Below are 23,801 nucleotides of genomic sequence, written 5' to 3' on the forward strand. Positions count from 1 at the left end.
ACCGCCGCGGCGAACGGCACGATCTTCGCCTCCGCCAGCGCACGAACCGACTCCCGGAGCATGTCGTGCTCCTCGGAGGGCCGATACAGGTCGAAATCAGCAGAACCCGACACGCTCATTCACTCCCACGCTTGCTAACTACCGTTAAGTAACCCAAATGGTAGGGCGTGCCCGGGCCCCGGACCAGGGCACGACTATGCTCGGGCAGGCATTCCGCCCGACGTTCACTGGAGACCCGCATGGCCCTCAAGATCACCGTGATCGGCACCGGCTACCTCGGCGCCACCCACGCCGCGGCCATGGCGGAGCTGGGCTTCGAGGTCCTCGGCCTCGATGTCGTCCCCGAGAAGATCGAGCTGCTGTCCTCCGGCCGGGTCCCCATGTACGAGCCGGGCCTCGAGGAACTCCTGTCGAAGCACGTGGCCGGCATCGAGGGTTCGAGCGGGCGGCTGCGCTTCACCACCTCCTGGGAGGAGGTGGGCGCCTTCGGCGACGTGCACTTCGTCTGTGTGAACACCCCGCAGAAGCACGGCGAGTACGCCTGCGACATGAGCTACGTGGACGCCGCCTTCGCCTCCCTCGCCCGGGTCGTACGCGAAGGAGCCCTGGTCGTCGGCAAGTCGACCGTGCCCGTCGGCTCGGCCGAGCGGCTCGCGGACGTGCTCCCGCGGGGCGTGGAGCTGGCCTGGAACCCGGAGTTCCTCCGCGAGGGCTTCGCCGTGCGGGACACCCTGCACCCGGACCGGATCGTCGTCGGTGTGCAGGGCGAGCGGGGCGAGAAGCTGCTGCGCGAGGTGTACGCCGGGCCGATCGGCGACGGTTCGCCGTTCGTGGTGACCGACTTCCCGACCGCCGAGCTGGTGAAGACCTCCGCGAACTCCTTCCTCGCCACCAAGATCTCCTTCATCAACGCGATGGCCGAGCTGTGCGAGGCCGCCGGCGGCGACGTCGCCAAGCTGGCCGAGGCCCTCGGCCACGACGACCGCATCGGCCCCAAGTTCCTGCGCGCCGGCATCGGCTTCGGCGGCGGCTGCCTCCCCAAGGACATCCGGGCCTTCATGGCCCGCGCCGGCGAGCTGGGCGCCGACCAGGCGCTGACCTTCCTCCGCGAGATCGACTCGATCAACATGCGGCGGCGCGGCCAGATGGTCGAGATGGCGCGGGAGGTCCTCGGCGGGAACTCCTTCCTGGGCCGCCGGGTGGCCGTGCTCGGCGCCACCTTCAAGCCGGACTCGGACGACGTCCGCGACTCCCCCGCGCTGAACGTGGCGGGCCAGATACACCTCCAGGGCGGTCAGGTCACCGTCTACGACCCCAAGGGCATGGACAACGCGCGGCGCGTCTTCCCGACCCTCGGGTACGCGGACTCGGCGCGCGAGGCCGTGCGCGGGGCGGACGTGGTGCTGCACCTGACCGAGTGGCGCGAGTTCCGCGAGCTCGACCCGGCGGATCTCGCCGAGGTCGTCGCCTCGCCGGTGATCCTGGACGGCCGCAACGCGCTGGACTCGGAGCGCTGGCGGGCGGCCGGCTGGACGTACCGGGCGATGGGCCGTCCGCGCGCCTGAGAACGCCGGGGCAAGGGAGGAGGGGGCGCCGAAGCGGCGCCCCCTCCTCCCTTTCGTACGGTCAGGCCGCCGCGGGCCTGATGCGGTTGGTCCTCGACAGGAACTCCGTCTCCCGCAGCGCCCGGGTGACGTTGGCGTGCGCGAGTCCGACCAGGTCCTGGGCGGGCCAGCCCCGGCGGAGGAGCTCCGCGAAGAGGGGGACGTAGCCGACGGCCGGGGCGGTCGTGCGGGAGACGCCCACGCAGTGCGCTCCCGCCTCCGTACGCACCCGGTCCAGGACGTCGGCGACGGCGGCCGGGTCGTCGGTGACCGTGACCATGCAGACCGCGCCGTTCTCGCCGAGGAGGTCCAGGACGTCGTCGGGCAGGGTCTCCGGGGCCGCCGTGGTGAGCAGGGCGGGGGCGCGGGTCACCGCGAGGGTGCGGCGGACCGTGTCCTGGTCGGCGCCGGAGAGGTCCACGGCCAGGCCGATGCGGTTCATCTCCCGTACCGCGTCGCGGGCGAAGCGGTCGAAGCGGGTGAGGTTCACGGCCCGGACGCCCAGGGCGTGGTAGGCCCGCAGGGTCGCGGCGGACCCGCCGAGCGCCGTCCAGCCGACCGGGCCGAGCAGGGCGGCGACACGGCCGCAGTTGCGGGCGTGGGCCATCTCGGAGGTCGTGCAGGCGAGCCGCAGGTCCTCGGGGCAGGCGGCGACGAGCGCGCGGACGGCGTCGATGCGCCGCAGGGTCCCGACGACGCCCTCCTCGCTGTCGACGCGCAGGGACCAGAACTGGGCTCCGGCCTCGGCCGCCCGGACGGGCGGGAGGTCCTCAGGGTCGAGGGAGGCCGGCAGTTCGGTGTGTCCCTCGACGACGGGCTGGGCGGCCAGGATGGCGCGGGCGCGGGACGTCTCGTCGAGCGGCGGCGGTGGCTCGGGGGGATCGGGCTCCCCGGCGGCGGCAGGGACGGGGGAGAGAGTCTGATGATCGTCTAGCAGATCCGCCATGGTCCTACTCCAACTCGGTGATGCAGTACCGCCCCGCCGAGTTCGGCGGGGCAGTACCGTCCACCGTGCCACCGGCCCCCTGCGGGGGCGCGGCGGGCTGGGCCGACCGGGTGAGGCACGGGAGGTCCTCCGCAGGTCTCGGAAAGACCCGCGGAAGGCCTCGTACGGGCCGTCAGGCGCCCTGTGCGTCCCCGGAGTCCAGCACGTCGATCGTCGCGTTCGACGGTGCCGTACGGCTCTTCAGATCGCCCGCGACGGCTTCCGCGTCGCGGAGTACGCGGACCGCGTTGGACCAGGTCAGCTTGGCGAGGTCCGGGTGCGACCAGCCGCGGTGCAGAAGCTCCGCGACCAGGTTCGGGTAGCCGGCGACGTCGTCGAGACCGGCCGGGGTGAAGGCCGTCCCGTCGTAGTCGCCGCCGATGCCGATGTGGTCGACGCCGGCGGCCTCGCGCATGTGGTCGAGGTGGTCGGCGACCGTCGCGGCGGTGGCGACCGGGCGCGGGTTCGCCTCCTCGAAGGCACGGTGCAGCTTCATCGCGTCGGCGGTGGTGTCGAGGTGGTCGAAGCCGTGCGCCCGGAGGTTCTCGTCGGCCCGCGCGGTCCACTCGACGGCCGCGGGGAGGATGAACTTGGGCACGAACGTGGCCATCGCGACGCCGCCGTTGGCGGGCAGCCGCTCCAGGACGTCGGTCGGGATGTTCCTCGGGTGGTCGCAGACCGCCAGGGCCGAGGAGTGCGAGAAGATCACCGGCGCCGCGGAGGCGTCGAGCGCGTCCCGCATGGTGGTGGCGGCGACGTGCGAGAGGTCGACGAGCATGCCCGATCGGTTCATTTCGCGGACGACCTGCCGGCCGAAGGCGGAGAGCCCGCCGACACCGGGCTCGTCGGTCGCCGAGTCCGCCCAGTCGTTGTTGTCGTTGTGGGTGAGCGTCATGTAGCGCACGCCGAGGGTGTGCAGGGCGCGCAGGGTGGCGAGGGAGTTGTTGATCGAGTGGCCGCCCTCGGCGCCCTTCAGTGAGGCGATACGGCCCTCCTCGCGGGCCGCCTCCATGTCGTCCGCCGTCAGGGCCGGGGCGAGGTCGCCCGCGTACCGCTCCAGGAGCTGGTCGACGATGTCGATCTGCTCCAGGGTCGCGCTGACCGCGTCGTCCCCGGCGAGCCGACAGGGCACGTACACCGACCAGAACTGGGCGCCGACGCCACCGGCCCGCAGCCGCTTGAGGTCGGTGTGGAGCGCGCCCGTCTGGTCCGCGCCGATGTCCATGCGGTCCAGGTCGTAGCGGACGTGCTCGCGCAGCGCCCACGGCAGGTCGTTGTGGCCGTCCACGACCGGGTGGGCGGCGAGCAGGTCCCGGGCCTCCGCGAGGCGTTCGGCGGCGGTCACTTGTTGAAGCCGAACGACTCCGCGCCCTCGACCTTGGCCCGCAGCCGCTTGCCCTTCTCGGTGGCCTGGTCGTTGAGCTCCTGCAGGAACTCGGTCATCCGGGTGCGCAGCTCCGGGTCGTGCGCGGCGAGGATCCGGGCCGCGAGCAGGCCCGCGTTGCGGGCACCGGCGACGGAGACCGTGGCGACGGGGATGCCGGCCGGCATCTGCACGATGGAGAGCAGCGAGTCCATGCCGTCGAGGTACTTCAGCGGGACCGGCACGCCGATCACGGGGAGCGTGGTGACGGAGGCGAGCATGCCCGGGAGGTGGGCGGCGCCGCCCGCGCCCGCGATGATCGCCTTGATGCCGCGGTCGGCGGCCTCCTCGCCGTACGCGATCATCTCGCGGGGCATCCGGTGCGCGGAGAGGACGTTGACCTCGTACGGGATCTCGAACTCGTCGAGGGCCTGCGCGGCGGCCTCCATGACGGACCAGTCGGAGTCGGATCCCATGGCGATGCCGACGACGGGGGCGGTGCTGATGCTGCTCACTCGGTGATCGTTCCTCGCAGATAGCCGGCGGCGTGACGCGCGCGCTCCAGCACGTCGTCCAGGTCGTCGCCGTAGGTGTTGACGTGCCCCACCTTGCGGCCGGGCTTCACGTCCTTGCCGTACATGTGGATCTTGAGCTGCGGGTCCCTGGCCATGCAGTGCAGGTACGCGGAGTACATGTCCGGGTAGTCGCCGCCCAGGACATTGCACATCACGGTCCACGTCGCACGCGGGCGCGGATCGCCGAGCGGGAGGTCGAGAACCGCGCGGACGTGGTTGGCGAACTGCGAGGTGATCGCGCCGTCCTGGGTCCAGTGGCCGGAGTTGTGCGGGCGCATCGCCAGTTCGTTGACGAGGATGCGGCCGTCCCTGGTCTGGAACAGCTCGACGGCGAGGTGGCCGACGACGCCCAGTTCCTTGGCGATGCGGAGGGCGAGCTCCTGGGCCTGGCCCGCGAGCTCGCCGTCGAGGTCCGGCGCCGGGGCGATCACCGTGTCGCAGACGCCGTCGACCTGACGGGACTCGACGACCGGGTAGGCGACGGCCTGGCCGTGCGGGGAGCGGACGATGTTCGCGGCGAGCTCGCGCACGAAGTCGACCTTCTCCTCCGCGAGGACCGGGACGCCCGCCAGGAAGGGATCGCGGGCGTCCTCGGGCGTACGGACGAACCAGACGCCCTTGCCGTCGTAGCCGCCGCGCACGGTCTTGAGGATGATCGGGAAGCCCCCGGCCTCGGCGGCGAAGGCCGCCGCGTCCTCGGGGTCCGCCACGATGCGGTGCCGGGGGCTCGGTGCGCCGATCTCGTCGAGCTTCGCGCGCATCACCCCCTTGTCCTGGGCGTGCACCAACGCGTCGGGCCCGGGGCGGACGGGGATGCCGTCCGCCTCCAGGGCCCGCAGGTGCTCCGTGGGGACGTGCTCGTGATCGAAGGTGATCACGTCACATCCGCGCGCGAAGTCACGCAGCGTAGCCAGGTCGCGATAGTCGCCGATGACGACCTCGCTCACCACCTGCGCCGCAGAGTCCTGCGGGGTGTCACTGAGCAGCTTGAACTTGATGCCGAGGGGGATGCCCGCCTCGTGGGTCATTCGGGCGAGCTGACCGCCACCGACCATGCCGACTACCGGGAACGTCACCCTCTTAGGGTATCCGCACCATCCGCGAGCACGCGTCCGGCTGTGGTTTGGCACAAGAAAGGCGCTGGTGGAGAGCTGGTGTGCCAGGGGTTTCCGAGGTACACGGGCGGGTGACAGGAGCGCTGGTTAGCATGGTTGGGTTGACGTCGCCCGGACGTCACCGGGACCGACGGGACAGAGCCATCACCATGAGTGAACCCGGTGCGCTGCGCACGCGACTCGACCGGCTCGTCCGCGAGGTCGCCAAGTTCGGGGTGGTCGGCGGTCTCGGCGTCCTCGTGAACCTCGGCGTCTTCAACCTGGTGCGGGGCACCACGGACATTCCGATGGTGCGGGCCAGCCTGATCGCCACGGTCGTCGCGATCGTCTTCAACTACGTGGGGTTCCGCTACTTCACGTACCGCGACCGGGACAAGTCCGGGCGCACCAAGGAGATGTCGCTGTTCCTGCTGTTCAGCGTCGTCGGCATGGTCATCGAGAACGGCGTGCTCTACGCGGCGACGTACGGCTTCGGCTGGGACGGCCCGCTGGCGAGCAACTTCTTCAAGTTCTTCGGCATCGGGATCGGGACCCTGTTCCGCTTCTGGTCCTACCGCACCTGGGTGTTCCGGGCACTGCCGGCGAAGGAGGCGGTGCAGACCGCCGAATCCTTCCTCGAGCAGGCGCCCCGGCAGGCGACCCGCCGCCAGCCCGACCGCGTCTGACCCGCCTCTACCGCACGGGGCGGGCCGCCTGCTTGTCCGCGACGCTTCTGACCTCACGGCTCAGGAAGAGCGCGAAGACGGGCGGATGCTGCTGGAGCAGCTCCAGACGGCCGCCGTCCGCCTCCGCCAGGTCGCGGGCGACGGCGAGACCGATCCCCGTGGAGCTGCGGCCGCTGACGGCCCGCTCGAAGATCCGCGCGCCGAGGTCGGCCGGGACGCCCGGGCCCTCGTCCGTGACCTCGATCACCGACTGGTTGCCGGTGACCCGGGTCCGCAGGGCGACCGTGCCGCCGCCGTGCATGAGCGAGTTCTCGATCAGGGCCGCCAGGACCTGGGCGACCGCGCCCGGGGTGCCGACCGCCCGCATCCCCTGCTTGCCCGAGTGGACGATGGCCCGCCCGGCGCTGCGATAGGCCGGACGCCACTCCTCGATCTGCTGCTTGATGACCTCGTCCAGGTCGAAGGCGACGGCGGAGCCCGTCCGCGGGTCCCTGGAGTTCGTCAGGAGCCGCTCGACGACGTCGGTGAGCCGCTCGACCTGGGTGAGCGCGATCGTCGCCTCCTCCTTGACCGTGTCCAGGTCGTCGGCGAGGGCCACCTCCTCCAGGCGCATGGAGAGGGCGGTGAGGGGCGTACGGAGCTGGTGCGAGGCGTCGGCGGCGAGCCTGCGCTCGGCGGTGAGCATCCGGGCGATGCGCTCGGCGGAGGCGTCCAGGACGTCCGCGACCCGGTCCAGCTCGGGCACCCCGTACCGCTTGTGCCGGGGGCGCGGGTCGCCGGAGCCGAGGCGCTCGGCGGTCTCCGCGAGGTCGGTGAGCGGGGAGGTGAGCCTGTTGGCCTGCCGTACGGCGAGGAGGACGGCGGCGACGACGGCGAGCAGGGCCACCGCGCCGATGATCATGAGGGTGCGGCCGACCTCCGCCGTGACGGCGGAGCGGGACTCCTCGACGACCACGGTCTCGCCGCGCTCGCCCTCGGCGAGGCCGCGGGTGACGTCCCCCTCGGGACGGGTGCCGATCTCGATCGTGTCCCGGCCGGGGATGTGGATCTGGGCGTACCGCTTGGCGCCGCTCTGCTCGGAGAGGATGTCCGGATTGACCGGCTCTCCGCCGATGAGCCGGCTGTCGACGATGGAGACGATCCGCAGCGCCTCCAGGTCCACGCTCTCCTGGGCGCTGCTGGAGATCGTGCGGGTCTCGACGATGACGAGCGAGACGCCGAAGACGGCGATGACGACGAGGACCACGGCGAGCGTGGAGTTGATGAGGCGGCGGCGCACGGTTGCCCTCCGGGCGGGAACGGGAACGCTCCCGAGCGTACGGGCCGCGGCCGCCGGACCTGCCCTTCACGGGCGGTGCGGTGCGGTGCGGGCGCGGGGCCCGGGTGGACCCGCGCCCGGACGCGCGCGGGTCAGCTCTTCTCGAAGCGGAAGCCGACGCCTCTCACCGTGGCGATGTAGCGGGGGTTCGCCGCGTCGTCGCCGAGCTTCTTGCGGAGCCAGGAGATGTGCATGTCGAGGGTCTTGGTGGAGGACCACCAGGTGGTGTCCCAGACCTCGCGCATCAGCTGGTCGCGGGTGACGACCCGGCCGGCGTCCCGGACCAGGACCCGGAGCAGGTCGAACTCCTTCGCCGTGAGCTGGAGCTCCTCGTCGCCCATCCAGGCGCGGTGCGACTCGACGTCGATCCGCACGCCGTGGGTCGAGGGGGCGGCGACGGGCTCGGTGGAGCCGCGCCGGAGCAGGGCCCGGACGCGGGCGAGGAGTTCGGCGAGCCGGAAGGGCTTGGTGACGTAGTCGTCGGCGCCGGCGTCGAGCCCGACGACGGTGTCGACCTCGTCGGCGCGTGCGGTGAGCACCAGGATCGGGACCGTGTGGCCCTCGGCGCGCAGCCGTCGGGCGACCTCGAGACCGTCCATGCCGGGCAGTCCCAGGTCGAGCACGACGAGGTCCACCCCGCCCTGGAGTCCGGCGTCGAGGGCGCTCGGGCCGTCCTCGCGGACCTCGACCTCGTACCCCTCTCTCCGCAGGGCGCGGGCCAGCGGTTCCGAGATGGAGGCATCGTCCTCGGCGAGCAGTACACGGGTCATGGGGTGATGGTAGTCCGCACGGGTGGGAGGCCGGGGCATGATCCCGGGGGAGCAAGGGAACCCTGGGGATCTTGTGGGTATCTTGCACATGACCTTCGAAAGGCCCTTCACGGTTGCATCCTCACCTGTGATCCATCTCTCAAGTCCTTCCATATCCGGCAGTGTCGTGTCGTATGGTGGCTCGACGTCTGTAGCGGTAATCGGGGACCTTTGGCCAGCTTCACTCGCCAAGGTCCTCTTTCTGCGTGAGGTCGGCACAGCCGGACCTCGAGGACAGTGAATGACCTGTGGGCCGGGTCCCGGGGCGCGTAGACGCGTCTGCCGGGGCGTGGATCCCGGTGGAGTCCACTCCGACTCCGCCGGTGCCGGCCTCCCCCACCGGGCGCATCACGCTCACAAGGCGCGCGTCCCGACAGAGCAAGGATCGACATGGCGTCCAGCCTGACGAAGGACTCGGCCGAACCCCTCGGCTACGAGAAGACCTTCCTCGGCCACCCCCGTGGTCTGGCCACTCTCTTCATGACCGAGATGTGGGAGCGTTTCTCCTACTACGGCATGAGGGCCCTTCTCGTTCTGTACCTGGTCTCCGGTGGCGTCGACGCCGCCACGGGCAGCCAGGGCGGCGGCCTCGCGATGACCGCGGCGACCGCGACGGCGATCTACTCCGTCTACGTCTCGATGGTCTACCTGATGGCCATGCCCGGCGGCTGGTTCGGCGACCGCGTCTGGGGCGCCCGCAAGACCGTCGCGATAGCCGCCTCCGTGATCATGCTCGGTCACGTGTCGCTGGCCATCCCCGGCCAGGCGATGTTCTTCGTCGGCCTCGCGCTCGTCGCGGTCGGCTCCGGCCTCCTGAAGGCCAACATCTCGACGATGGTCGGCCACCTCTACAAGGGCGCGGACGACCCGCGCCGTGACGGTGGCTTCACGCTCTTCTACGTCGGCATCAACCTCGGCGCGTTCTTCGCCCCGCTGGTCATCGGCACCGTCGGCGAGAAGGTCAACTGGCACCTGGGCTTCGCCCTCGCCGCCGTCGGCATGGGCCTCGGCCTGGCCGTCTTCCTGCTCTTCGGCAAGACCCTGAACCCGAAGAGCAGCGAGGTCCCGAACCCGCTGTCCGCCGCGGAGCGCAAGGCCGTCATCACCAAGGCCGCCGTCATCGCCGTCGTGGTCGCCGTGTTCTACGGCGCCGTCGTCGCCCTGGGCATGTACACCCTGAACTGGGCGATGGTCCCGATCACCCTCGCGGGCCTGATCATCCCGGTCGCCGTCCTGGCCCGCATCAAGCGCGACAAGGACCTCGACTCCGGCGAGCGCTCCCGGGTGACCGGCTACATCTGGTTCTTCGTCGCGGCCGCGATCTTCTGGATGATCTACGACCAGGGCGGCTCGACGCTGTCGCTGTTCGCCGACGACAAGACCGCCGGCACGATCTTCGGTCTCGGCTTCCCCGCCACCTGGTACCAGTCGCTCAACCCGCTGTTCGTGATGGCGCTCGCCCCGGTCTTCGCCTGGATGTGGCTGTGGCTGGCCCGCAAGAACCAGGAGCCGAACACCATCGTGAAGTTCGCGATGGGTCTGGTCCTCGTCGGCGCGTCCTTCTTCGTCTTCATCGTCCCGATGAACATGGCGGGCGACGGCACCAAGGTCTCCCCGATGTGGCTGGTCACGATCTACATGATCCAGACCATCGGTGAGCTGTGCCTCTCCCCCGTCGGCCTCTCCGTCACCACGAAGATGGCGCCGAAGAAGTACGCCTCCCAGATGATGGGTGTCTGGTTCCTCGCCGTCACCGCCGGTGACTGCACCACCGGTCTGCTCTCCATCGCGGGCGTGGACCTGAACGGAACAGGGATCATCGCGACGCAGGCGGCGCTCGCCGTCGCCGCGGGATTCGCGATCTTCATGTACCGCAAGAAGGTCCAGGGCCTCATGGGCAGCGTCCACTGACGTCGCCCCACCCGCCTCGTACGAAGGCCGCCGCACCGATCGGTGCGGCGGCCTTCGCCGTGTCCGGCCTCCCGTCAGCGCCTGAGGCGCGCCCACGGGGTGAAGGTGAACACCGCGCCGCCGAGCAGGATCACCGTGCCCGCGACCAGGGCGAGGGCGCGCAGGGCGCCGTCGTTCTCGGCGCCGGTCTCGGCGAGGTTCCCGCCGTCGGAGCCGCCGGAGCCGGAGGAGGCGCCGGAGCCCGTGGCGGCCGCGCCGCCGTCGGAACCGCCCGAGGCGCCGCCGGCCTGCTTGCTCGTGTCGAGTTCGAGGGAGGCCTTGACGGCTCCCTTGACCTGGCACGGGATCTGCATCTGCGAGCTGCCGAGGGTGACCGTGATGGTGAGGGTGCCGGGGCCGAGCGTGGACTTACCGGTCGCTCCGGGCTTGTACGTGCCCTTCATGTCCGGCAGGTTCACCGGGTCGCCCAGCTTCAGATCGGTGGGGTTGGGCGGGCCGGCGACGTTCACCGTGCCGCTGTCCGCACCGCCGATCTTCACCGCCATGGAGGCCTTGAGGGCCCCCTTGGGGAGGGCGGCGGGGCTGTTCATGACGCCCTTCGCCGTCTTGACGGTGAGGTCGTAGGAGGCGCCGTTCTTCCTGGCGTCGATGGTCACCTTGGAGTTGATGGCGTTCGGGCCGGGTGCCTGACAGCTGAAGGCGACCGTCACCTCCTTGCCGGGGAAGGACGTCTGTCCGCCGTCGCCGCCGCCGGAGCTGGAGGATCCGCCGGAGCCGGAGCCGGAGCCCGAGGTGGAGGATCCGCCGGAGCCGCCGGAGGAGGAGCTCGCGGAGCCGCCGGTGGTGGTCGAGCCCCCACCGGTGGTGGTCGTACCGCCCGTGGTGGTGGAGCCGCCCGTGGTGGTCGTACCGCCGGACGTCGTGGAACCGCCCGAGGTCGTGGAACCGCCCGAGGTCGTGGTCGTACCGCCGGAGGTGCCGCCGTCGGCCTTGACCTTGATCGTCGCGCCGGCCGGCACCGTCTCCTTCGGCGTGCACTTGGTGTCCGTCGACAGCGGCTTGGACACGTTGATCGTGTACTTGCCGGGCGTGAGGGTGATCTCGCCCGCCTTGTCCAGCTTCAGCTTCCCCTTCATCTCGGGCAGCACCATCGGGCTGTTCTTGGGGATCGGCGGGTTCTGCCGGGGTCCCTCCATGGCGACGGTGCCGGTCGCCGCGCCGCCCACGGTGAGGACGCCGGTCGGCTTGACCGTGTCCTTGCCGAGGTCGAGCACGTCGGGATTCTTCGACGCGGCCTGGACCGTCTTCCAGACGATCTCGACCTCGTCGCCGACCTTCGCCTCCGCCGGTGCGGTGATGAGCACCTTCGTGGTGCCCTGCACGGGCGGAAGTCCGGAGATGGACGGCGGGATGCACTCCGTCTTGTACGAGACCTCGGCGGCCTGGGCGGGGCCGGCGGAAATCATGATCCCCGCGCCGCCGAGCATCAGCGCGACGCCGGCCGCGCTCATCCTCCGTTGCGTACTCACGCATGTCCCTTCGTCGTCGGGCTGCTCTCTGGGGCTGACGGTGCGGAGTCAGGACTGAACCACGGCAGGACCGCGGTCGGTTCGTCGTCCCCCGGATCCCGCCGGGCGGGGTCGGGGGTACGTGTGCGGAGGCGGACCGGGGGCCGGGGGCGGGCTCGCGGTCGTGGCGGAGCGGCGCCCGTCGCCGGGCGGACGCGGTCCACCACGGCCATCCCGATCCGGAAGAGCGCCGCCGGTACGACGACGGCGAGCAGCAGCCAGAAGAGCGTCACGCCCCAGGGCCTGCCGACCCCCCACGGCTGCTCGACCAGGACCTTGCCCGCGTACCGCACGGAGACCTGGTAGTCGCCGTGCGCGCCCGCCGTGAGTTCGACGGGGAGCCGGACGAGGGCCTTCTTGCCGGGGTCGACCGTGCCGCGCCACTGGCGTTCCTCGTACTGCGGGGCGAACACGCCGTGGCTGGAGCCGACCTGGAAGACGGGGTCCTTCACGGGGGCGGAGCCGAGGTTGCCGACGGTGAAGACGATCTCGCGGGAGGGCGGCGCCCCGAACCAGGTGAGGAGGCCGCCGGAACCGTCGAGGCGTACGGCGGCGAGGACGGCGAGCCGTCCGTCCCCGGAGGCCTCGGGGAGCGGCGCGGTGGGGTGCCCGGCGACCGTGAACTCCCGGTCGACGGCGTCCTGCCGGCCGGTGACCCCGGCGACGTGCACGACGCAGGGGCAGGGCTTGGGCGGTTCGGCGACCGGGAGTTTCGCGCTGAACGCGCCCCGGGCGTCGACGGTCGCGGCCCGGCCCTCGGTGTTGGCGCAGGAGTTGGTGCCGCCGATGACGCCCTTGCCGGGGGCGGCCTGGCCGCAGATCAGCAGCATGAGCAGCGCGCCGGGTTTCCAGCCGCTGCCGCTGACGTTGATCTCGCCGCCCTTGCCGCCCTCCGTCACCGAGAGCTCGACGACGGGGCCCGGGGCCGCCGCCGCGGGGGCGGCGGGCAGGAGGGCGAGGGCGAGCACGGTGACGAGCGCCGCCGCTGTACGGATCCACCTCATGTGTTCGCTCCCGCCGACGCTCGCTGGGTACGGGCCCTTCCGCGCCGCCGTACCGCGCAGGTCCCGCCGGCCGCCGCCGCGAGGAGCAGCCCGGCCGCCCCGGTGAGGGCCGGGCCCGAGGCGAAGGAGGCCTCGGCGCGGGCCGTGGCGGGGGCCGCGCCCGGGGCGGTGGCGGTCAGCCGGACGGTGACGGAGTCGAGGGCGGGCGGGTCGGGCCAGGGTTCGGTACGGGTGGCGCGCTCGCCGGGCCCGAGGGTGAGCGGCAGGGGGCGGCCCGGCCGGTCGAGGAGGGTGCCGAGGACGCCTTCGGCGCGCACCGCGAGGTGCGGGGCGAGGACCGTGGTGCCGCGGTTGACCAGGGTGTAGCGGAGGGCGCCGGTCGCGGTGTCGACGCGGACGTCCTCGACGGTGAGCGCGGCGATCCTCGGGCCGCTGACCCGCAGCCGCAGGTCGACACGGACCTCCCGGTCCGCCGCCGTGGCCCGTACCGTCCCGCGGTGTTCGCCGGGCGGGGTGTCCGCGGTGACGGTCACGGCGAAGGGCACGTCGGCCCGGGTCCTGGCGGGCACGGTCACGCTCCGGGCGGCGAAGGCCACCGGGGCGCCCTGCCCGCTGAGCCGTACGGTGAGCGGCCGCGCGCCCGGGTTCGTGAGCGACAGGGTGTCCTGGAGGACGCTGCCGGCGGGGCCCTCCAGATAGGCGTACGGCCGTCCGGCGGCGGGCGCCGCCGTCCAGCCCTGGGCACCGGGGGGCGCCGCCGCGACCGCGCCGAGGAGGGCGGTCGCGGCGGCCACGAGCCCGGAGCGTGCCGCCGCCCGCATCAGCGTGCCGTGCGCCGGGTGAGCCAGAGGACTCCGGCGGCGCCGGTCAGCAGGACGGTGCCGCCGAGGGTGCCGAGGGCCATGGCGGAGTCGAGCGGGCCGGTCCTGGGCAGTTCGGCGCCCGGTTCCTCCTCCTCGCCGCCGGCCGGCGGCGGGGTGTCGGAGCCGCCGGAGAGGCCGGTCACCTCCAGTGCGAGGGCGGGCGCGGGGTTGTTCTTCGGGGTGCAGACGGCGGCGTCCATCCCGAGGGCGTGCACGGTGAGCGTCCCCGCCGTGAAGGTGACCTTGCCGTTCTTCTTCGGGGTGTACGTGCCCGTCAGCGTGCCGATCTTGATGGGGGTGTCGGGCGGGATGGCGACCGTGTTCGGCGCTCCCTTGACCTTGACGGTGCCGGAGTCGGCGCCGCCGAGGACGAGGTCGGCGCGCGGGGTCATGACGCCCTTGGGCAGTTCGACCGGGCTGTCGGAGACGCCTTTCTCGAACGACATGGTGATCGTGTACGCGCTGCCGTTCTTGACGGCCTTGATGTCGACGGGCGAGACGGCGCCCTTGGGTCCGATCTTCGTCTCGCAGGCGTAGTCGACGTCGACGACGGCCGCCTGGGCGGCCGGTGCGCCGGCGAGCACGGCCGCGCCCGCCACCGCGACCGCCGCCGTGAGCGCGGCGGTCGTTCTCCTCCGGTTCGGCTCCTTGGACACCCCGAGCACCCCTCACCGCAACGTAACTGACGGTCTTTCAGATTGGGCGTCAAGGTACGCCTGAGGCCTTACGGAGGGAAGAAGGAGGAAGGAAGAGAGACCGTGAAAGTCCCGGGGCGGTTTCCGGACGGGCCGGGGAGCCGGTCCCGGGTGGGCCCGCGAGCCGATGGCCGGCGGGCAGGGCGAGCCGAATCCCGGACGGGTGCGGCGGGCCGATTCCTAGACGGGCGCGGCGGGCCGATTCCTAGACGGGCGCGGCGAGTTCGGCCCAGACGGTCTTGCCGGGGGCGCCGGGGGTGCGCTCGATGCCCCAGTCGAGGCAGAGCCGCTGCACGATGAACATGCCGTGGCCGCCGGGGCGCCCGGAGCGGTGCGGGGTGCGGGGCGCGGGTGTGCCCGCGCCCCGGTCGGTGACCTCCAGGCGCAGGATCTTGGGCAGCCGCAGGACACGGAGGCGTTCGGGGCCCTCGGCGTGCAGACAGGCGTTGGTGACGAGTTCGGAGACGACGAGGAGGACGTCCTCGGCGGCGGCCCTGCGGTCGGCGGTGGCGGCCGGCAGCCAGCCCCACTCCTGGAGCGCGGTCCGCGTGAAGTCACGGGCGAGAGGAACGGTGCCGCTGGTCTCGCCGAGGGCGAGCATACGGACGTCGGAAGCTTGGTCCATCAGCGCTTCACCTCACCGATCGACGGGACAGGGGCAGGTCGTACGAGCCGTGCGCGGCGGGGACCCGTACCGGGCGGCCCCGCCGGGCGGGCTCAGTCGGGGAGGGCTGTGGCGAGTGTCTCGTGCACGGTGAAGACGGCGTCCGCTCCCGTGATGTGGAACACCCGGGCCACCGGGGGCCGCATCCCCACGAGATGGACGCCACCACCGGCGGCGTCCGCCCGGAGCCGGGCGCCGAGGAGCACGTTGAGCCCGGTCGAGTCGCAGAACTCCAGGCCCGAGCAGTCGACGACGAGCCGCGAGCGGCCCGCGTCGAGCGCGTCGTCGAGGGGGGACCGCAGTATTTCGGCGGTGTGGTGATCGAGTTCACCCACCGGCGCGAGGAGTTCGCTCGCGCCCATGGTCCGGACCTCGACCCGCAACCGCGCGGGCGGTGCGCTGCCGATGTGCTCGCGGTCCATGGCCGTGCCTCTTCTCGCTCTCGCGGATGCCGACTGACGTGCTTCGAACCCTACAAGCGGGGCACCCCTTCGCGCACGCGAGGCCTACCACATAACCGGACAAAGCGGATTGTCGACAGTTGCGACCTTCCCCGTCGAGCAGGTAGGGCTAGAGGAGAACACCCGACACGACCGGCTTCGGAGGCGCCGCAAACCGCAGCAGAAGACCCATGAAGGAGACCCATGTCACCCCGGCTCGACGCCCCGCGTACCCCCGACGCGCCGTCGGCAGCAGTCCCCCTCGACCTGCCCGACCACCGATCCGACGACCGCTTCCCCGAGCGCGCCGTCCCGCTCTCGGCACAGCTCCCCGAGCAGCTCACCGACCGGCCCCTCGACCACATCGGACCGGTCGACGCGCGCGCCCTGTCGAAGCAGCTCTTCGCCCGGCTCGCCGAGCTGGAAGAGGGCACCCACGACCACGCGTACGTCCGCAACACCCTGGTCGAACTCAACCTGGCCCTGGTCAAGTTCGCCGCCGGCCGCTTCGGTACCCGCAGCGAGCCGATGGAGGACATCGTCCAGGTCGGCACCATCGGCCTCATCAAGGCGATCGACCGCTTCGAGCTGGCCCGCGGCGTCGAGTTCCCCACCTTCGCGATGCCCACGATCATCGGCGAGATCAAGCGCTTCTTCCGCGACACCTCGTGGTCCGTGCACGTGCCCCGCAGACTCCAGGAGCTGCGGCTCGACCTCGCCAAGGCCGGTGACGCGCTCGCCCAGCGCCTTGACCGCGCCCCGACCGTCGCCGAGCTCGCCGAGGAACTCGGCATCGCGCCCGAGGAGGTCGTCGAGGGCATGGCCGCGAGCAACGCGTACACCGCGAGCTCGCTCGACGCGCAGCCCGACGAGGAGGAGGGCGGCGGCGCCGAGGCCACGCTCGCCGACCGGCTGGGCTACGAGGACCACGGGCTCACCGGGATCGAGTACATCGCCTCCCTCAAGCCGATGATCGCCTCGCTGCCCGCCCGCGAGCGGCACATCCTCTCCCTCCGCTTCGTCTCGGGCATGACCCAGTCGGAGATCGGCACGGAGCTCGGCATCTCGCAGATGCACGTCTCCCGGCTGCTCGCCCGCACCCTCGCACGGCTGCGCCGGGGCCTCACTCTGGAGGAATGACCTCCAGCGCCTCCGCCCGCGCGCCAAGATGGCTGCGGAAAGGGCCCGTTCACGGTCTTCCGACCCGTGACGGGCCCTTCCGCGCCTCCGGAGGGCCTTGTTGACTCGCCGTCCGGATTGGGCCACATTGAGCCCGGGGGTTCAGGGGGGAATCACATGGTTTCTGCGTACGCGGAACTGGAAGAACGCATGCGCGACCGGCTCGGGGGCAGAGAGTGCCTCTACGTGCCGTCGTGCCGCTTCGGTCTCTATCTCGCACTGCGGCACTGGTGCGCACCCGGCGGCCGGGTGCTGATGTCCCCGGTCAACGACGACGTCATCTTCTTCGTCGTCCTCGCGGCCGGACTCCGCCCGGTGCAGGCGCCGCTCGACCCCCGTGACGGGTCGATCGACACCGCCGCCGTGCCCGAGTCCGTCTGGGGCGGGCTCTCGGCCGTCCTCACGACCAATCTGTACGGGAACCCCGACCCGGCACCGGAGCTGCGGGAACGCTGCGACCGGCTCGGCATCCCGCTGATCGAGGACGCGGCGCACGCGATCGGCTCCACCGTCGGCGGGCGCCCGGTCGGCACGTACGGCGAGGCGTCCGTCTTCAGCCTCTCCAAGCACACCGCCGCCAAGACCGGAGGCTTCCTCGCCCTCGCCGACCCGGCGCTGCGGCCGGAACTCGCCGCCGCCCGCGACGCGTTGCTGCACCCGACCCGCGCCGGTGCCGAACTCGCCCACCTGGTACGGCCGTACGCCGAGGCGACCCTGCGCGGACTGCGCCTGGTCGGCGCCGCGCGCGCCGCCGCGCGCCTGCTCGGTCTGGAGGAGCGGGAGGAGATACGGATGCCGCTCCGCGCCGACGCGCTGCGCGAGGCCCTCCCGGCGGCACCCGCGCTGGAATCCTTCCACTCCTGGGTCCGTGTCGACATGCACGACTACCGCCTCCGGCCCGGCCCCGGCAGGCTCCGCCGCACCACCCGCAGGTTCGCCCGGCTCGACGAGGTCCTCGACGCCCACCGGACGGGCACCGTCCGGCTCCGGGCGAGCGAGTACGGGACACCGGGCGGCGAGACGCAGCCGCTGTACCGGGTGCCGCTGCTCGTCGAGGACCGGGACGCGGCCGTCGCCGCCCTGGCCCGGCACCGGATCACCACCGGCTACCTCTACGACCCGCCGCTCGACAGCTACGCGGGCGAGCGGTTCACCGAACTCTCCCCCGCGCCGGAACCGGCCGCCTGGTTCGCCCGGCACGCCCTGCCCGCGGACCCGCGCCGCGCGGACCGGATCCTCGCCGTGCTGCGGGACGCCGGGGTCCGCCCGGCACAGCCCTCGATGGCGCCCGGCGGCGCCCGGTGACGGAGACGGTACCGCTGCGGGGACCGGACACGGCCGGGGCGGAGGTCCACGAGCCGCCGCGGACCGAGGCGAAGGGCGACGGCGGCGAGAACTCCATGTTCCGCAACGCCTACGCCCTGATGCTGTCCACCGGCGTCTCGGCAGCCCTCGGGCTCGGCTTCTGGCTGATCGCCGCCCGCTACTACACGGAGGAGGCCGTCGGGCAGGGCTCCGCCGCCATCGCCGCGCAGCGGATGCTCGCCTCCATCACGGCGACCACCCTGTCCGGCGCGGTCGTCCGGTACGTGCCCCGCGCCGGCCGGGCCACCGGCCCGCTGGTCGTACGCCTGTACCTGGTCAGCACGGTCGTCGTCACCGTCGCCTGCGGTGTCTTCCTGCTCACCCTCGACCTGTGGGGGCCCTCCTACGCCCCGCTCGGCAGCGTCTCCGCCGGGATCTTCTTCACGGCCTCCGCCGTCGGCTGGGCCCTGCTCACCCTCCAGGACGGGGTGCTCACCGGCCTGAGACGGGCGATCTGGGTCCCCGTCGGCAACGCGGTCTTCTCGCTCGGCAAGCTCGTCCTGCTCGTGCTGCTCGCGGCCGCCGTGCCGGTGCTGGGCGTCTTCGTCTCCTGGGCGGCGGCGATCGTGCTCTCCGTCCTGCCGCTCGGCTGGCTCGTCTTCCGGCGGCTCATCCCCCAGCAGGCCCGCGCCGACCGGGACCGCGAGCCGCCCGGCATGCGGGAGATCGGCCGGTTCATCGCCGGGGACTCCGTCGGCGCGTTCTTCAGCCTCGTCATGATCAGCCTGCTGCCGGTGATGGTCGCCGTCCGCTTCGACGCCGCCCACAACGCCTTCTTCTACACGGCGTACACCGTCGGCGGCACGATGGAGTTCATGGCCATCAACATGGCCTCCTCGCTCACCGCGCACGCCTCGCACAGCCCCGAGTCGCTCGCCGAGGGGGTGCGGGGCGCGCTGCGCCGCATGGTCCTGCTGCTCGTCCCGGTCGTCCTCGTCCTCGTCGTCTTCGCCCCGCTGATCCTCTCGCCCTTCGGCCAGGGCTACACGGACAACGGCTCCACCGTGCTGCGGCTCCTCGCCGCCGCCGCGCTCCCCCGGGTCGCCGTCGAGCTCTACATCGGCGTCCTGCGGGTCCAGGGCCGTACGGGCATGCTCGCCCTCCTCCAGGGCGCCATGTGTGTCCTGGTGCTCGGCAGCGCGTCCGTACTGCTCGGTCCGTACGGGATCAGCGGGGCCGGAATCGCCGTCCTCGGCTCGATGACCCTGATGGCGGTGGCCTCGGTACCGGGTCTGCGGGCCACTCTGAAGGGGCAGGCCCCGGCCGAGCGGCCCCGGGCGGCGGCACGGGTCAAGGAGCGCGCGGAGGACGGATTCGGCACCGACTGGGCCCGCGAGAGCGCCTATCTGCGCGGGGCGCACGAATCGGTGACGCCGGCCTTCGGCATCCCCGTCTTCGTACCCCGGCAGTCCTCGGACGAGGCTCCGGAGCGGACCGCGCCACCGGCCGGCGCGAGGGCGCCGGACCCGCGGGCGGAGGCGACGGACGGCTCGGACCGGACGGTGACCTGGCTGTGGCTGCTGCTCGGCCTGGCGGCCGGGCTCTTCTGGTTCCCGCTGGCCCGGTCCGGCGAGCTGGACGTGCCGGCGCTCTCCGGGACCGGCCTGCTCGCCGCGCTGCCCCCGGTGACGCTCGCCGCCGGGCTGGTCCTGGTCGCCCTGCAGGGCGCCGCCGTCGGGCTCCGGGTCTTCCGGCCCTCGTTCGCCGGAACGGTCCTGCTGGCCACCTTCCTCGCCCTGCACACCGCGCCGCCGCTGCTCGGCCTGTGGCCGGCCGAGGCGGACGGTCCCGGCGCCACGCTCCTGGGCGACGGGGTGCCGCGGGCGGCGGCGCCCATCGTGCTCCAGGCCCTGAGCCTGATGCTGACGGCCGTGCTGCTGCGGGTCGTCGGAGTGGGCGCGCGGGTCACGGCCGGGGTGGTGTGGGTGCTGGTCTGGGCGGGCTGGGCGGGGCAGCAGGCCTTCGCCACCGCCCCGCTCCCGCTCTTCCTCGGCCTGGCCGGGGGCACCATGGCGGTCTGCGCCTTCCGGGGGCTGACCTCGGGCCGTCGTCTCTGAGTCCCGTGCGGCGGGTCAGCGGTTCGGTACGTCCTGGCGGAAGTACGGGTCCTGGCCGGCGGTCCGGTAACCCTCCAGTCCCGGGCCCGAGTCGATCGTGAGGTCGCAGCCGGGTCCGGGGACGGCGCGGTTCCAGTGCACGTACGCGCGGGCCTTCGGCAGGGTCGGCGCCACCTTCGGGATCGCGGTGTACCAGTCGCGCTGCCGCCCGGGCCGCTCCGGGTCGGGGGCGGTGGAGAACTCGGAGAGCATGATCGGCTTGTCGGCGGAGATGTTCTTCCGGAACCAGTCGTAGCTGGGGCGCTGGCTCTTGTCGAAGTCGAGCCAGTCCGGCGACTTGTGGCAGAGGTAGTAGTTGTACTGGTCCATGCCGATCCAGTCGACGTAGTCGTCGCCGGGGTAGAGCCGCTTCATCATGTCGGCGTTGCCGAGATAGCCGGAGACGGTCCACACCCACACCACGTTGGTGACGCCGAGCTTCTCGAAGCGGTCGTGGAGGTGGCGGTAGGCGGCGACGTACTCCTCGGGGGTCCCGGCGCCCTCGGGGACGCGGAAGTCGGCCTCCTGGTCGAAGGAGAAGAAGACCCGCTTGCCGTACTCCTTGATCCGCAGGGCCTGCCGGTCGATGACGGAGGTGTCGTACCTCCCGGAGGCGATGTTCTTCCAGCCGAGCTGCTTCTCGGTCCAGTTGGCGTGGTGCTTCTCGGTCCACACCGTGGACTCCCAGGCCAGCATGAGCAGTCGCTCGCGGCCGAGTTCACGCTCGTCGGGGGTGAGCAGTTCGCCGTCGGCCTCGCTCCCCGACATGTCGTGGTACGTGTAGACGAGGTCGAGCCTGCGGCCGATCTTCTTCTCGAAGGCGTACACGGGCCGGGTGAGCGAGCTGTCCTCGTCGTGGGGGATGTACGCGCCCCACCAGGCCCCGCAGGGGGTGACGAGGCGGGCGTCGGGGGTGCAGCGGTCCTCGTCCTCCGTGAGGGTCGACCACACTCCGGTGCCGACGGTCAGCGCGCCGACGGCGGCGAGCGCGATCGCGAGGCGGGTCCAGGGGTCGCCCTTGCCGTGGCGGCCGGTCACCCGCCCCCACCGGTCCCTCGTCTACGGAACCGGGGCGTGCGGAACCGGGGTGTCCGGGCGCCGTCGCGTTCGACGGCCCCTCGGGTCGCGGCCGGGAGCGGCACTCCGGGCAGGGTGGCGGCGACGCTCACGAAGAGGGCGAGGACGACCAGGAAGACGGTGAGCGAGAAGGCCTTCGTCAGGAACAGGGTGGTGGCGACGAGGGTGGCCACGGAGAGGCTGACGGGCGCGGCGAGCGCCAGGGCCTCCAGGCGGGCGCCGGGGCGCAGTCCGAGCGGCTGCGGGAGCAGCAGCGCGAGGCCCGGAGCGAGGACGACGAAGGCGAGGACGGGGATCCAGCGCAGCGGGGAGCCGCCGGGGAGCGCGGTCGCCGCGAGGGCGACCCATCCGGAGGCCGCGAGGGCGGCTCTGCGCCGGACTCGCGGGGTCAGGCGTGGGTGGGCCATGGCGTACCTACTCCTCGTGCTTCTCGGGGTGCTGCGGTGTCCGGAGGGGGCTGCGGTCAGCCGCCGGTGGTGGGCCGGTAGCGGAGGACGACGCCGTAGGTGTTCTCCTCGACGACCTGGAAGAGCGGGGAGCTCTTGAGAGCCCCGCGGAGGACGTCGAAGCCGCCCTCCGGGAGGTAGCCCTCGCCGATGACCGCCTCGCCCTGGGTGCGGGTGAGGATCACGTACGCGGGGCGGTCCGCCGGGATGCCGCCGGCGAGGTATCCCGCCGGGTCCTTCAGCATCCGCAGGTTCTCGTCCACCTCCTGCTCGGTGAAGAACCAGCGCTCGTAGTGGTCGTAGCGGTAGTAGGCGTCGGGGAAGGCTCCCGTCGCGGCGAGGATCAGGGCGCCCTCCGGCGCCCGGTCGAAGGCGCGGCGGGTGAGGGCGGTCTCGCCGGGCGGCGCGTAGTGCATGCCCTCCTTGCCGTAGTACGAGGGCAGGAAGCCGGCCAGCATGGCGACGAGGGTGACGGGCAGGGCGACGGCGGTCGCGCGGCGGGCGATCACGGCGCCGCGGCTCACGGCCCCGGCGGCGGGGACGAGTGCGGCGGCGGCGAAGAAGGCCGAGCCGGGCAGGCCGAAGAGATAGACCCGGAAGATCATCTCGCCGCCGTAGTCGTTGACGGCGAACATCGGGAGGGGCGCCGCGGCGGCGAGGGCCAGCGGCAGCGCGCTGCGGACGAGCTTGCGGCGCAGGAGCACGGCGGCGACGGCGAGGCCGCCGAGGGCGAGCACCATCAGCACATTGGCGCTGCCGACGAGTTCGGGGCCGGGACCCGTGGGGTCGCCCGCGAAACCGGGGCGGGAGTTGCCGAGCAGGTCGCCGGCCTTCTCGCGCAGGGTGCCGAGGGTCGCCAGGAACAGCTCCCGGCCCATGGTGAGGTTCCAGACCAGCATGACGAGGCCGGTGGTGACGAGGAGCCCGATGTTGCGGTAGCGGCGGGTGAGGCAGAGCGCGAAGAGCGTCGCGCACAGCATCACGGGGGTGAGCTGATGGCTGGCGTTGATGGTCACGACGACCGGCAGCAGGATGAGGACGGCGACGGCCCGCTGCCGGGTCGTCGTGGGCGGCGGGACGGCCGCGGCGGCCGGGTCGAGCGTCCCCCGGTCGCGCAGCGTCCCCGCCGAACCGGGCAGCACGAAGTGCCGGACGACGACGGCGAAGACGGTGAGGTAGAGCAGGTAGGAGAAGCCCTGCGGGGACAGGTAGTCCTGGCCCACCCAGTTCGCCAGCTGGAAGATCCACACGCCGGTCCACACGAGGCGCCAGTCGTCGCTGAAGGTGCGGTAGACCAGGATCAGGACGGGGACGGTGAGCAGACCGAGCGCGACCGGCGCCCAGTTGATGAACGAGGCGGCGGCGTCCACACCGAAGGCGCGGACCAGGGCGGCGTCGAGCGAGAAGAAGCCGGGCCACTGGTCGTAGGCGCCCATTCCGCCGGAGAGCTCCCGACCGGGGTGGACGGTGCCCTCGTGGAGCAGCCTGCTGATGATCGCGTCGTGCTTGGACGCCCAGGCGTAGCGGACGGTGTCGTAGAGGATCGCGGGCGGTGCCTTGAGGGCGACCAGCATGGCCGCGCAGTAGGTGGCGGGCCAGAGCGGCGCGGTCCCCGCCCGGCGCAGAGTGAGGACGAATCCGCAGGTCAGGACGGCGAGAGCGGCGTAGAACGTGAGCGGGAAACGGTCGAGGAGACCGAACTCCGCGATGTCCCGGAAGTCGATCCCGGGCAGCGCCCAGAGCCAGAGGGCGGCGGCGAGGAGGAGGGGCGCGAGGTTGAGCGCGTCGGGGGAACGGAGGGCGGTGGCCAGACGGCCCCGGCGGGCGGGCCGGGGTATCGGGCCCGCGGGTGCCGGCTCCTCGGCCTCCGGCCCCGCCGGGCCGGACTGCCCCGCCGCCCGGCTCTCCTCCGTCCGCTCGCCTTCCACCTGAGTGCCTTCCGCCCGCTTCCCCTCCGCCTCCCGGTCCGTGGTGGAGGGCTGTGGCGGCACGCCGCTCCCGGTCACCGGTGCGGGCCCCTGACGCTGCACGGCCTCTCCCCCCACGAACTGTCCCTTTC

At 72.4% G+C, this 23,801-nt stretch carries 21 protein-coding genes and 1 pseudogene; 6 read left to right on the top strand and 16 right to left on the bottom strand.

The window, feature by feature from the left end:
- Window positions 1-119, bottom strand: a pseudogene (locus ACH4MY_RS19620) (acyl-CoA dehydrogenase family protein); the annotation flags it as partial.
- A gap of 120 nt (window positions 120-239) precedes the next feature.
- On the opposite strand from ACH4MY_RS19620, the gene ACH4MY_RS19625 reads away from it, so the two are divergent.
- Window positions 240-1,565 (top strand): UDP-glucose dehydrogenase family protein, encoded by a 1,326-nt coding sequence (locus ACH4MY_RS19625; RefSeq protein WP_398004665.1) that lies wholly within the window; start codon window positions 240-242, stop codon window positions 1,563-1,565.
- A gap of 61 nt (window positions 1,566-1,626) precedes the next feature.
- Here ACH4MY_RS19625 and ACH4MY_RS19630 read toward each other — a convergent pair whose 3' ends face one another.
- The 4 genes from ACH4MY_RS19630 to ACH4MY_RS19645 all read right to left on the bottom strand — a co-directional run bounded on the left by ACH4MY_RS19630 (window position 1,627) and on the right by ACH4MY_RS19645 (window position 5,603).
- Window positions 1,627-2,550 carry a membrane dipeptidase gene (locus ACH4MY_RS19630; protein WP_398004666.1) on the bottom strand — a complete coding sequence of 308 codons (924 nt, stop codon included), beginning with the start codon at window positions 2,548-2,550 and terminating at the stop codon, window positions 1,627-1,629.
- A 172-nt stretch (window positions 2,551-2,722) separates the two neighbouring features.
- Window positions 2,723-3,934 (bottom strand): dipeptidase, encoded by a 1,212-nt coding sequence (locus ACH4MY_RS19635; RefSeq protein ID WP_398004668.1) that lies wholly within the window; start codon window positions 3,932-3,934, stop codon window positions 2,723-2,725.
- The gene (gene purE / locus ACH4MY_RS19640; RefSeq protein ID WP_398005298.1) at window positions 3,931-4,428 is read right to left on the bottom strand and encodes a 5-(carboxyamino)imidazole ribonucleotide mutase; all 498 of its coding nucleotides are present in this window, start codon (window positions 4,426-4,428) and stop codon (window positions 3,931-3,933) included. The genes ACH4MY_RS19635 and purE overlap by 4 nt, the downstream gene beginning before the upstream one ends.
- A gap of 35 nt (window positions 4,429-4,463) precedes the next feature.
- On the bottom strand, window positions 4,464-5,603 hold the full coding sequence (locus tag ACH4MY_RS19645) for a 5-(carboxyamino)imidazole ribonucleotide synthase (protein WP_398004670.1): 1,140 nt from the start codon (window positions 5,601-5,603) through the stop codon (window positions 4,464-4,466).
- A gap of 188 nt (window positions 5,604-5,791) precedes the next feature.
- On the opposite strand from ACH4MY_RS19645, the gene ACH4MY_RS19650 reads away from it, so the two are divergent.
- Window positions 5,792-6,307: a GtrA family protein gene (locus ACH4MY_RS19650; RefSeq protein WP_389682134.1), complete on the top strand. Its 516-nt coding sequence runs from the start codon at window positions 5,792-5,794 to the stop codon at window positions 6,305-6,307.
- Between the two features lie 7 nt (window positions 6,308-6,314).
- On the opposite strand, the gene ACH4MY_RS19655 is transcribed toward ACH4MY_RS19650, so the two are convergent.
- Both ACH4MY_RS19655 and ACH4MY_RS19660 read right to left on the bottom strand, forming a co-directional pair.
- On the bottom strand, window positions 6,315-7,586 hold the full coding sequence (locus tag ACH4MY_RS19655; protein ID WP_398004673.1) for an ATP-binding protein: 1,272 nt from the start codon (window positions 7,584-7,586) through the stop codon (window positions 6,315-6,317).
- A gap of 131 nt (window positions 7,587-7,717) precedes the next feature.
- Window positions 7,718-8,395: a response regulator transcription factor gene (locus ACH4MY_RS19660; protein WP_398004675.1), complete on the bottom strand. Its 678-nt coding sequence runs from the start codon at window positions 8,393-8,395 to the stop codon at window positions 7,718-7,720.
- A 429-nt stretch (window positions 8,396-8,824) separates the two neighbouring features.
- Here ACH4MY_RS19660 and ACH4MY_RS19665 point away from each other — a divergent pair, with 429 nt between their 5' ends.
- On the top strand, window positions 8,825-10,345 hold the full coding sequence (locus ACH4MY_RS19665) for a peptide MFS transporter (protein WP_398004677.1): 1,521 nt from the start codon (window positions 8,825-8,827) through the stop codon (window positions 10,343-10,345).
- Window positions 10,346-10,419: 74 nt separating this feature from the next.
- Here ACH4MY_RS19665 and ACH4MY_RS19670 read toward each other — a convergent pair whose 3' ends face one another.
- From ACH4MY_RS19670 to ACH4MY_RS19695, 6 genes are all read right to left on the bottom strand, one after another.
- Window positions 10,420-11,856 (bottom strand): hypothetical protein, encoded by a 1,437-nt coding sequence (locus ACH4MY_RS19670; RefSeq protein ID WP_398004679.1) that lies wholly within the window; start codon window positions 11,854-11,856, stop codon window positions 10,420-10,422.
- Between the two features lie 14 nt (window positions 11,857-11,870).
- Window positions 11,871-12,917, bottom strand: coding sequence for a hypothetical protein (locus ACH4MY_RS19675; protein WP_398004681.1), 1,047 nt, complete (start codon window positions 12,915-12,917; stop codon window positions 11,871-11,873).
- Window positions 12,914-13,711: a hypothetical protein gene (locus ACH4MY_RS19680; protein ID WP_398004683.1), complete on the bottom strand. Its 798-nt coding sequence runs from the start codon at window positions 13,709-13,711 to the stop codon at window positions 12,914-12,916. Before ACH4MY_RS19680 ends, ACH4MY_RS19675 begins: the two co-directional genes overlap by 4 nt.
- A gap of 26 nt (window positions 13,712-13,737) precedes the next feature.
- A complete protein-coding gene (locus ACH4MY_RS19685; protein ID WP_398004685.1) occupies window positions 13,738-14,436 on the bottom strand; it encodes a peptidase in 699 nt (232 codons plus the stop codon).
- 244 nt (window positions 14,437-14,680) lie between these two features.
- Entirely contained in the window at window positions 14,681-15,100 is a 420-nt protein-coding gene (locus tag ACH4MY_RS19690) for an ATP-binding protein (protein WP_398004687.1), read from the bottom strand.
- Between the two features lie 92 nt (window positions 15,101-15,192).
- Window positions 15,193-15,561, bottom strand: a complete 369-nt coding sequence (locus ACH4MY_RS19695; RefSeq protein ID WP_398004689.1) for an STAS domain-containing protein — start codon at window positions 15,559-15,561, stop codon at window positions 15,193-15,195.
- 222 nt (window positions 15,562-15,783) lie between these two features.
- Between ACH4MY_RS19695 and ACH4MY_RS19700 the strand changes: the two genes are divergently transcribed.
- The 3 genes from ACH4MY_RS19700 (at window position 15,784) to ACH4MY_RS19710 (ending at window position 20,180) form a co-directional block, all read left to right on the top strand.
- On the top strand, window positions 15,784-16,719 hold the full coding sequence (locus ACH4MY_RS19700; protein WP_398004691.1) for an RNA polymerase sigma factor SigF: 936 nt from the start codon (window positions 15,784-15,786) through the stop codon (window positions 16,717-16,719).
- 156 nt (window positions 16,720-16,875) lie between these two features.
- Window positions 16,876-18,063 carry a DegT/DnrJ/EryC1/StrS family aminotransferase gene (locus tag ACH4MY_RS19705; RefSeq protein ID WP_398004693.1) on the top strand — a complete coding sequence of 396 codons (1,188 nt, stop codon included), beginning with the start codon at window positions 16,876-16,878 and terminating at the stop codon, window positions 18,061-18,063.
- A complete protein-coding gene (locus tag ACH4MY_RS19710; RefSeq protein ID WP_398004695.1) occupies window positions 18,060-20,180 on the top strand; it encodes a lipopolysaccharide biosynthesis protein in 2,121 nt (706 codons plus the stop codon). Before ACH4MY_RS19705 ends, ACH4MY_RS19710 begins: the two co-directional genes overlap by 4 nt.
- Window positions 20,181-20,195: 15 nt before the next feature.
- Here ACH4MY_RS19710 and ACH4MY_RS19715 read toward each other — a convergent pair whose 3' ends face one another.
- Genes ACH4MY_RS19715 through ACH4MY_RS19725 form a run of 3 tightly spaced genes read right to left on the bottom strand, consistent with a single transcriptional unit; the run spans window position 20,196 to window position 23,772 of the window.
- Window positions 20,196-21,257: a glycosyl hydrolase gene (locus ACH4MY_RS19715; protein WP_398004697.1), complete on the bottom strand. Its 1,062-nt coding sequence runs from the start codon at window positions 21,255-21,257 to the stop codon at window positions 20,196-20,198.
- Entirely contained in the window at window positions 21,254-21,703 is a 450-nt protein-coding gene (locus tag ACH4MY_RS19720) for a hypothetical protein (protein WP_398004699.1), read from the bottom strand. Before ACH4MY_RS19720 ends, ACH4MY_RS19715 begins: the two co-directional genes overlap by 4 nt.
- 56 nt (window positions 21,704-21,759) lie before the next feature.
- On the bottom strand, window positions 21,760-23,772 hold the full coding sequence (locus ACH4MY_RS19725) for a hypothetical protein (protein WP_398004700.1): 2,013 nt from the start codon (window positions 23,770-23,772) through the stop codon (window positions 21,760-21,762).
- Between the last annotated feature and the right edge of the window lie 29 nt (window positions 23,773-23,801).

It is taken from the genome of Streptomyces sp. NPDC017246, from assembly GCF_044331325.1.
Classification (GTDB): Bacteria; Actinomycetota; Actinomycetes; order Streptomycetales; family Streptomycetaceae; genus Streptomyces.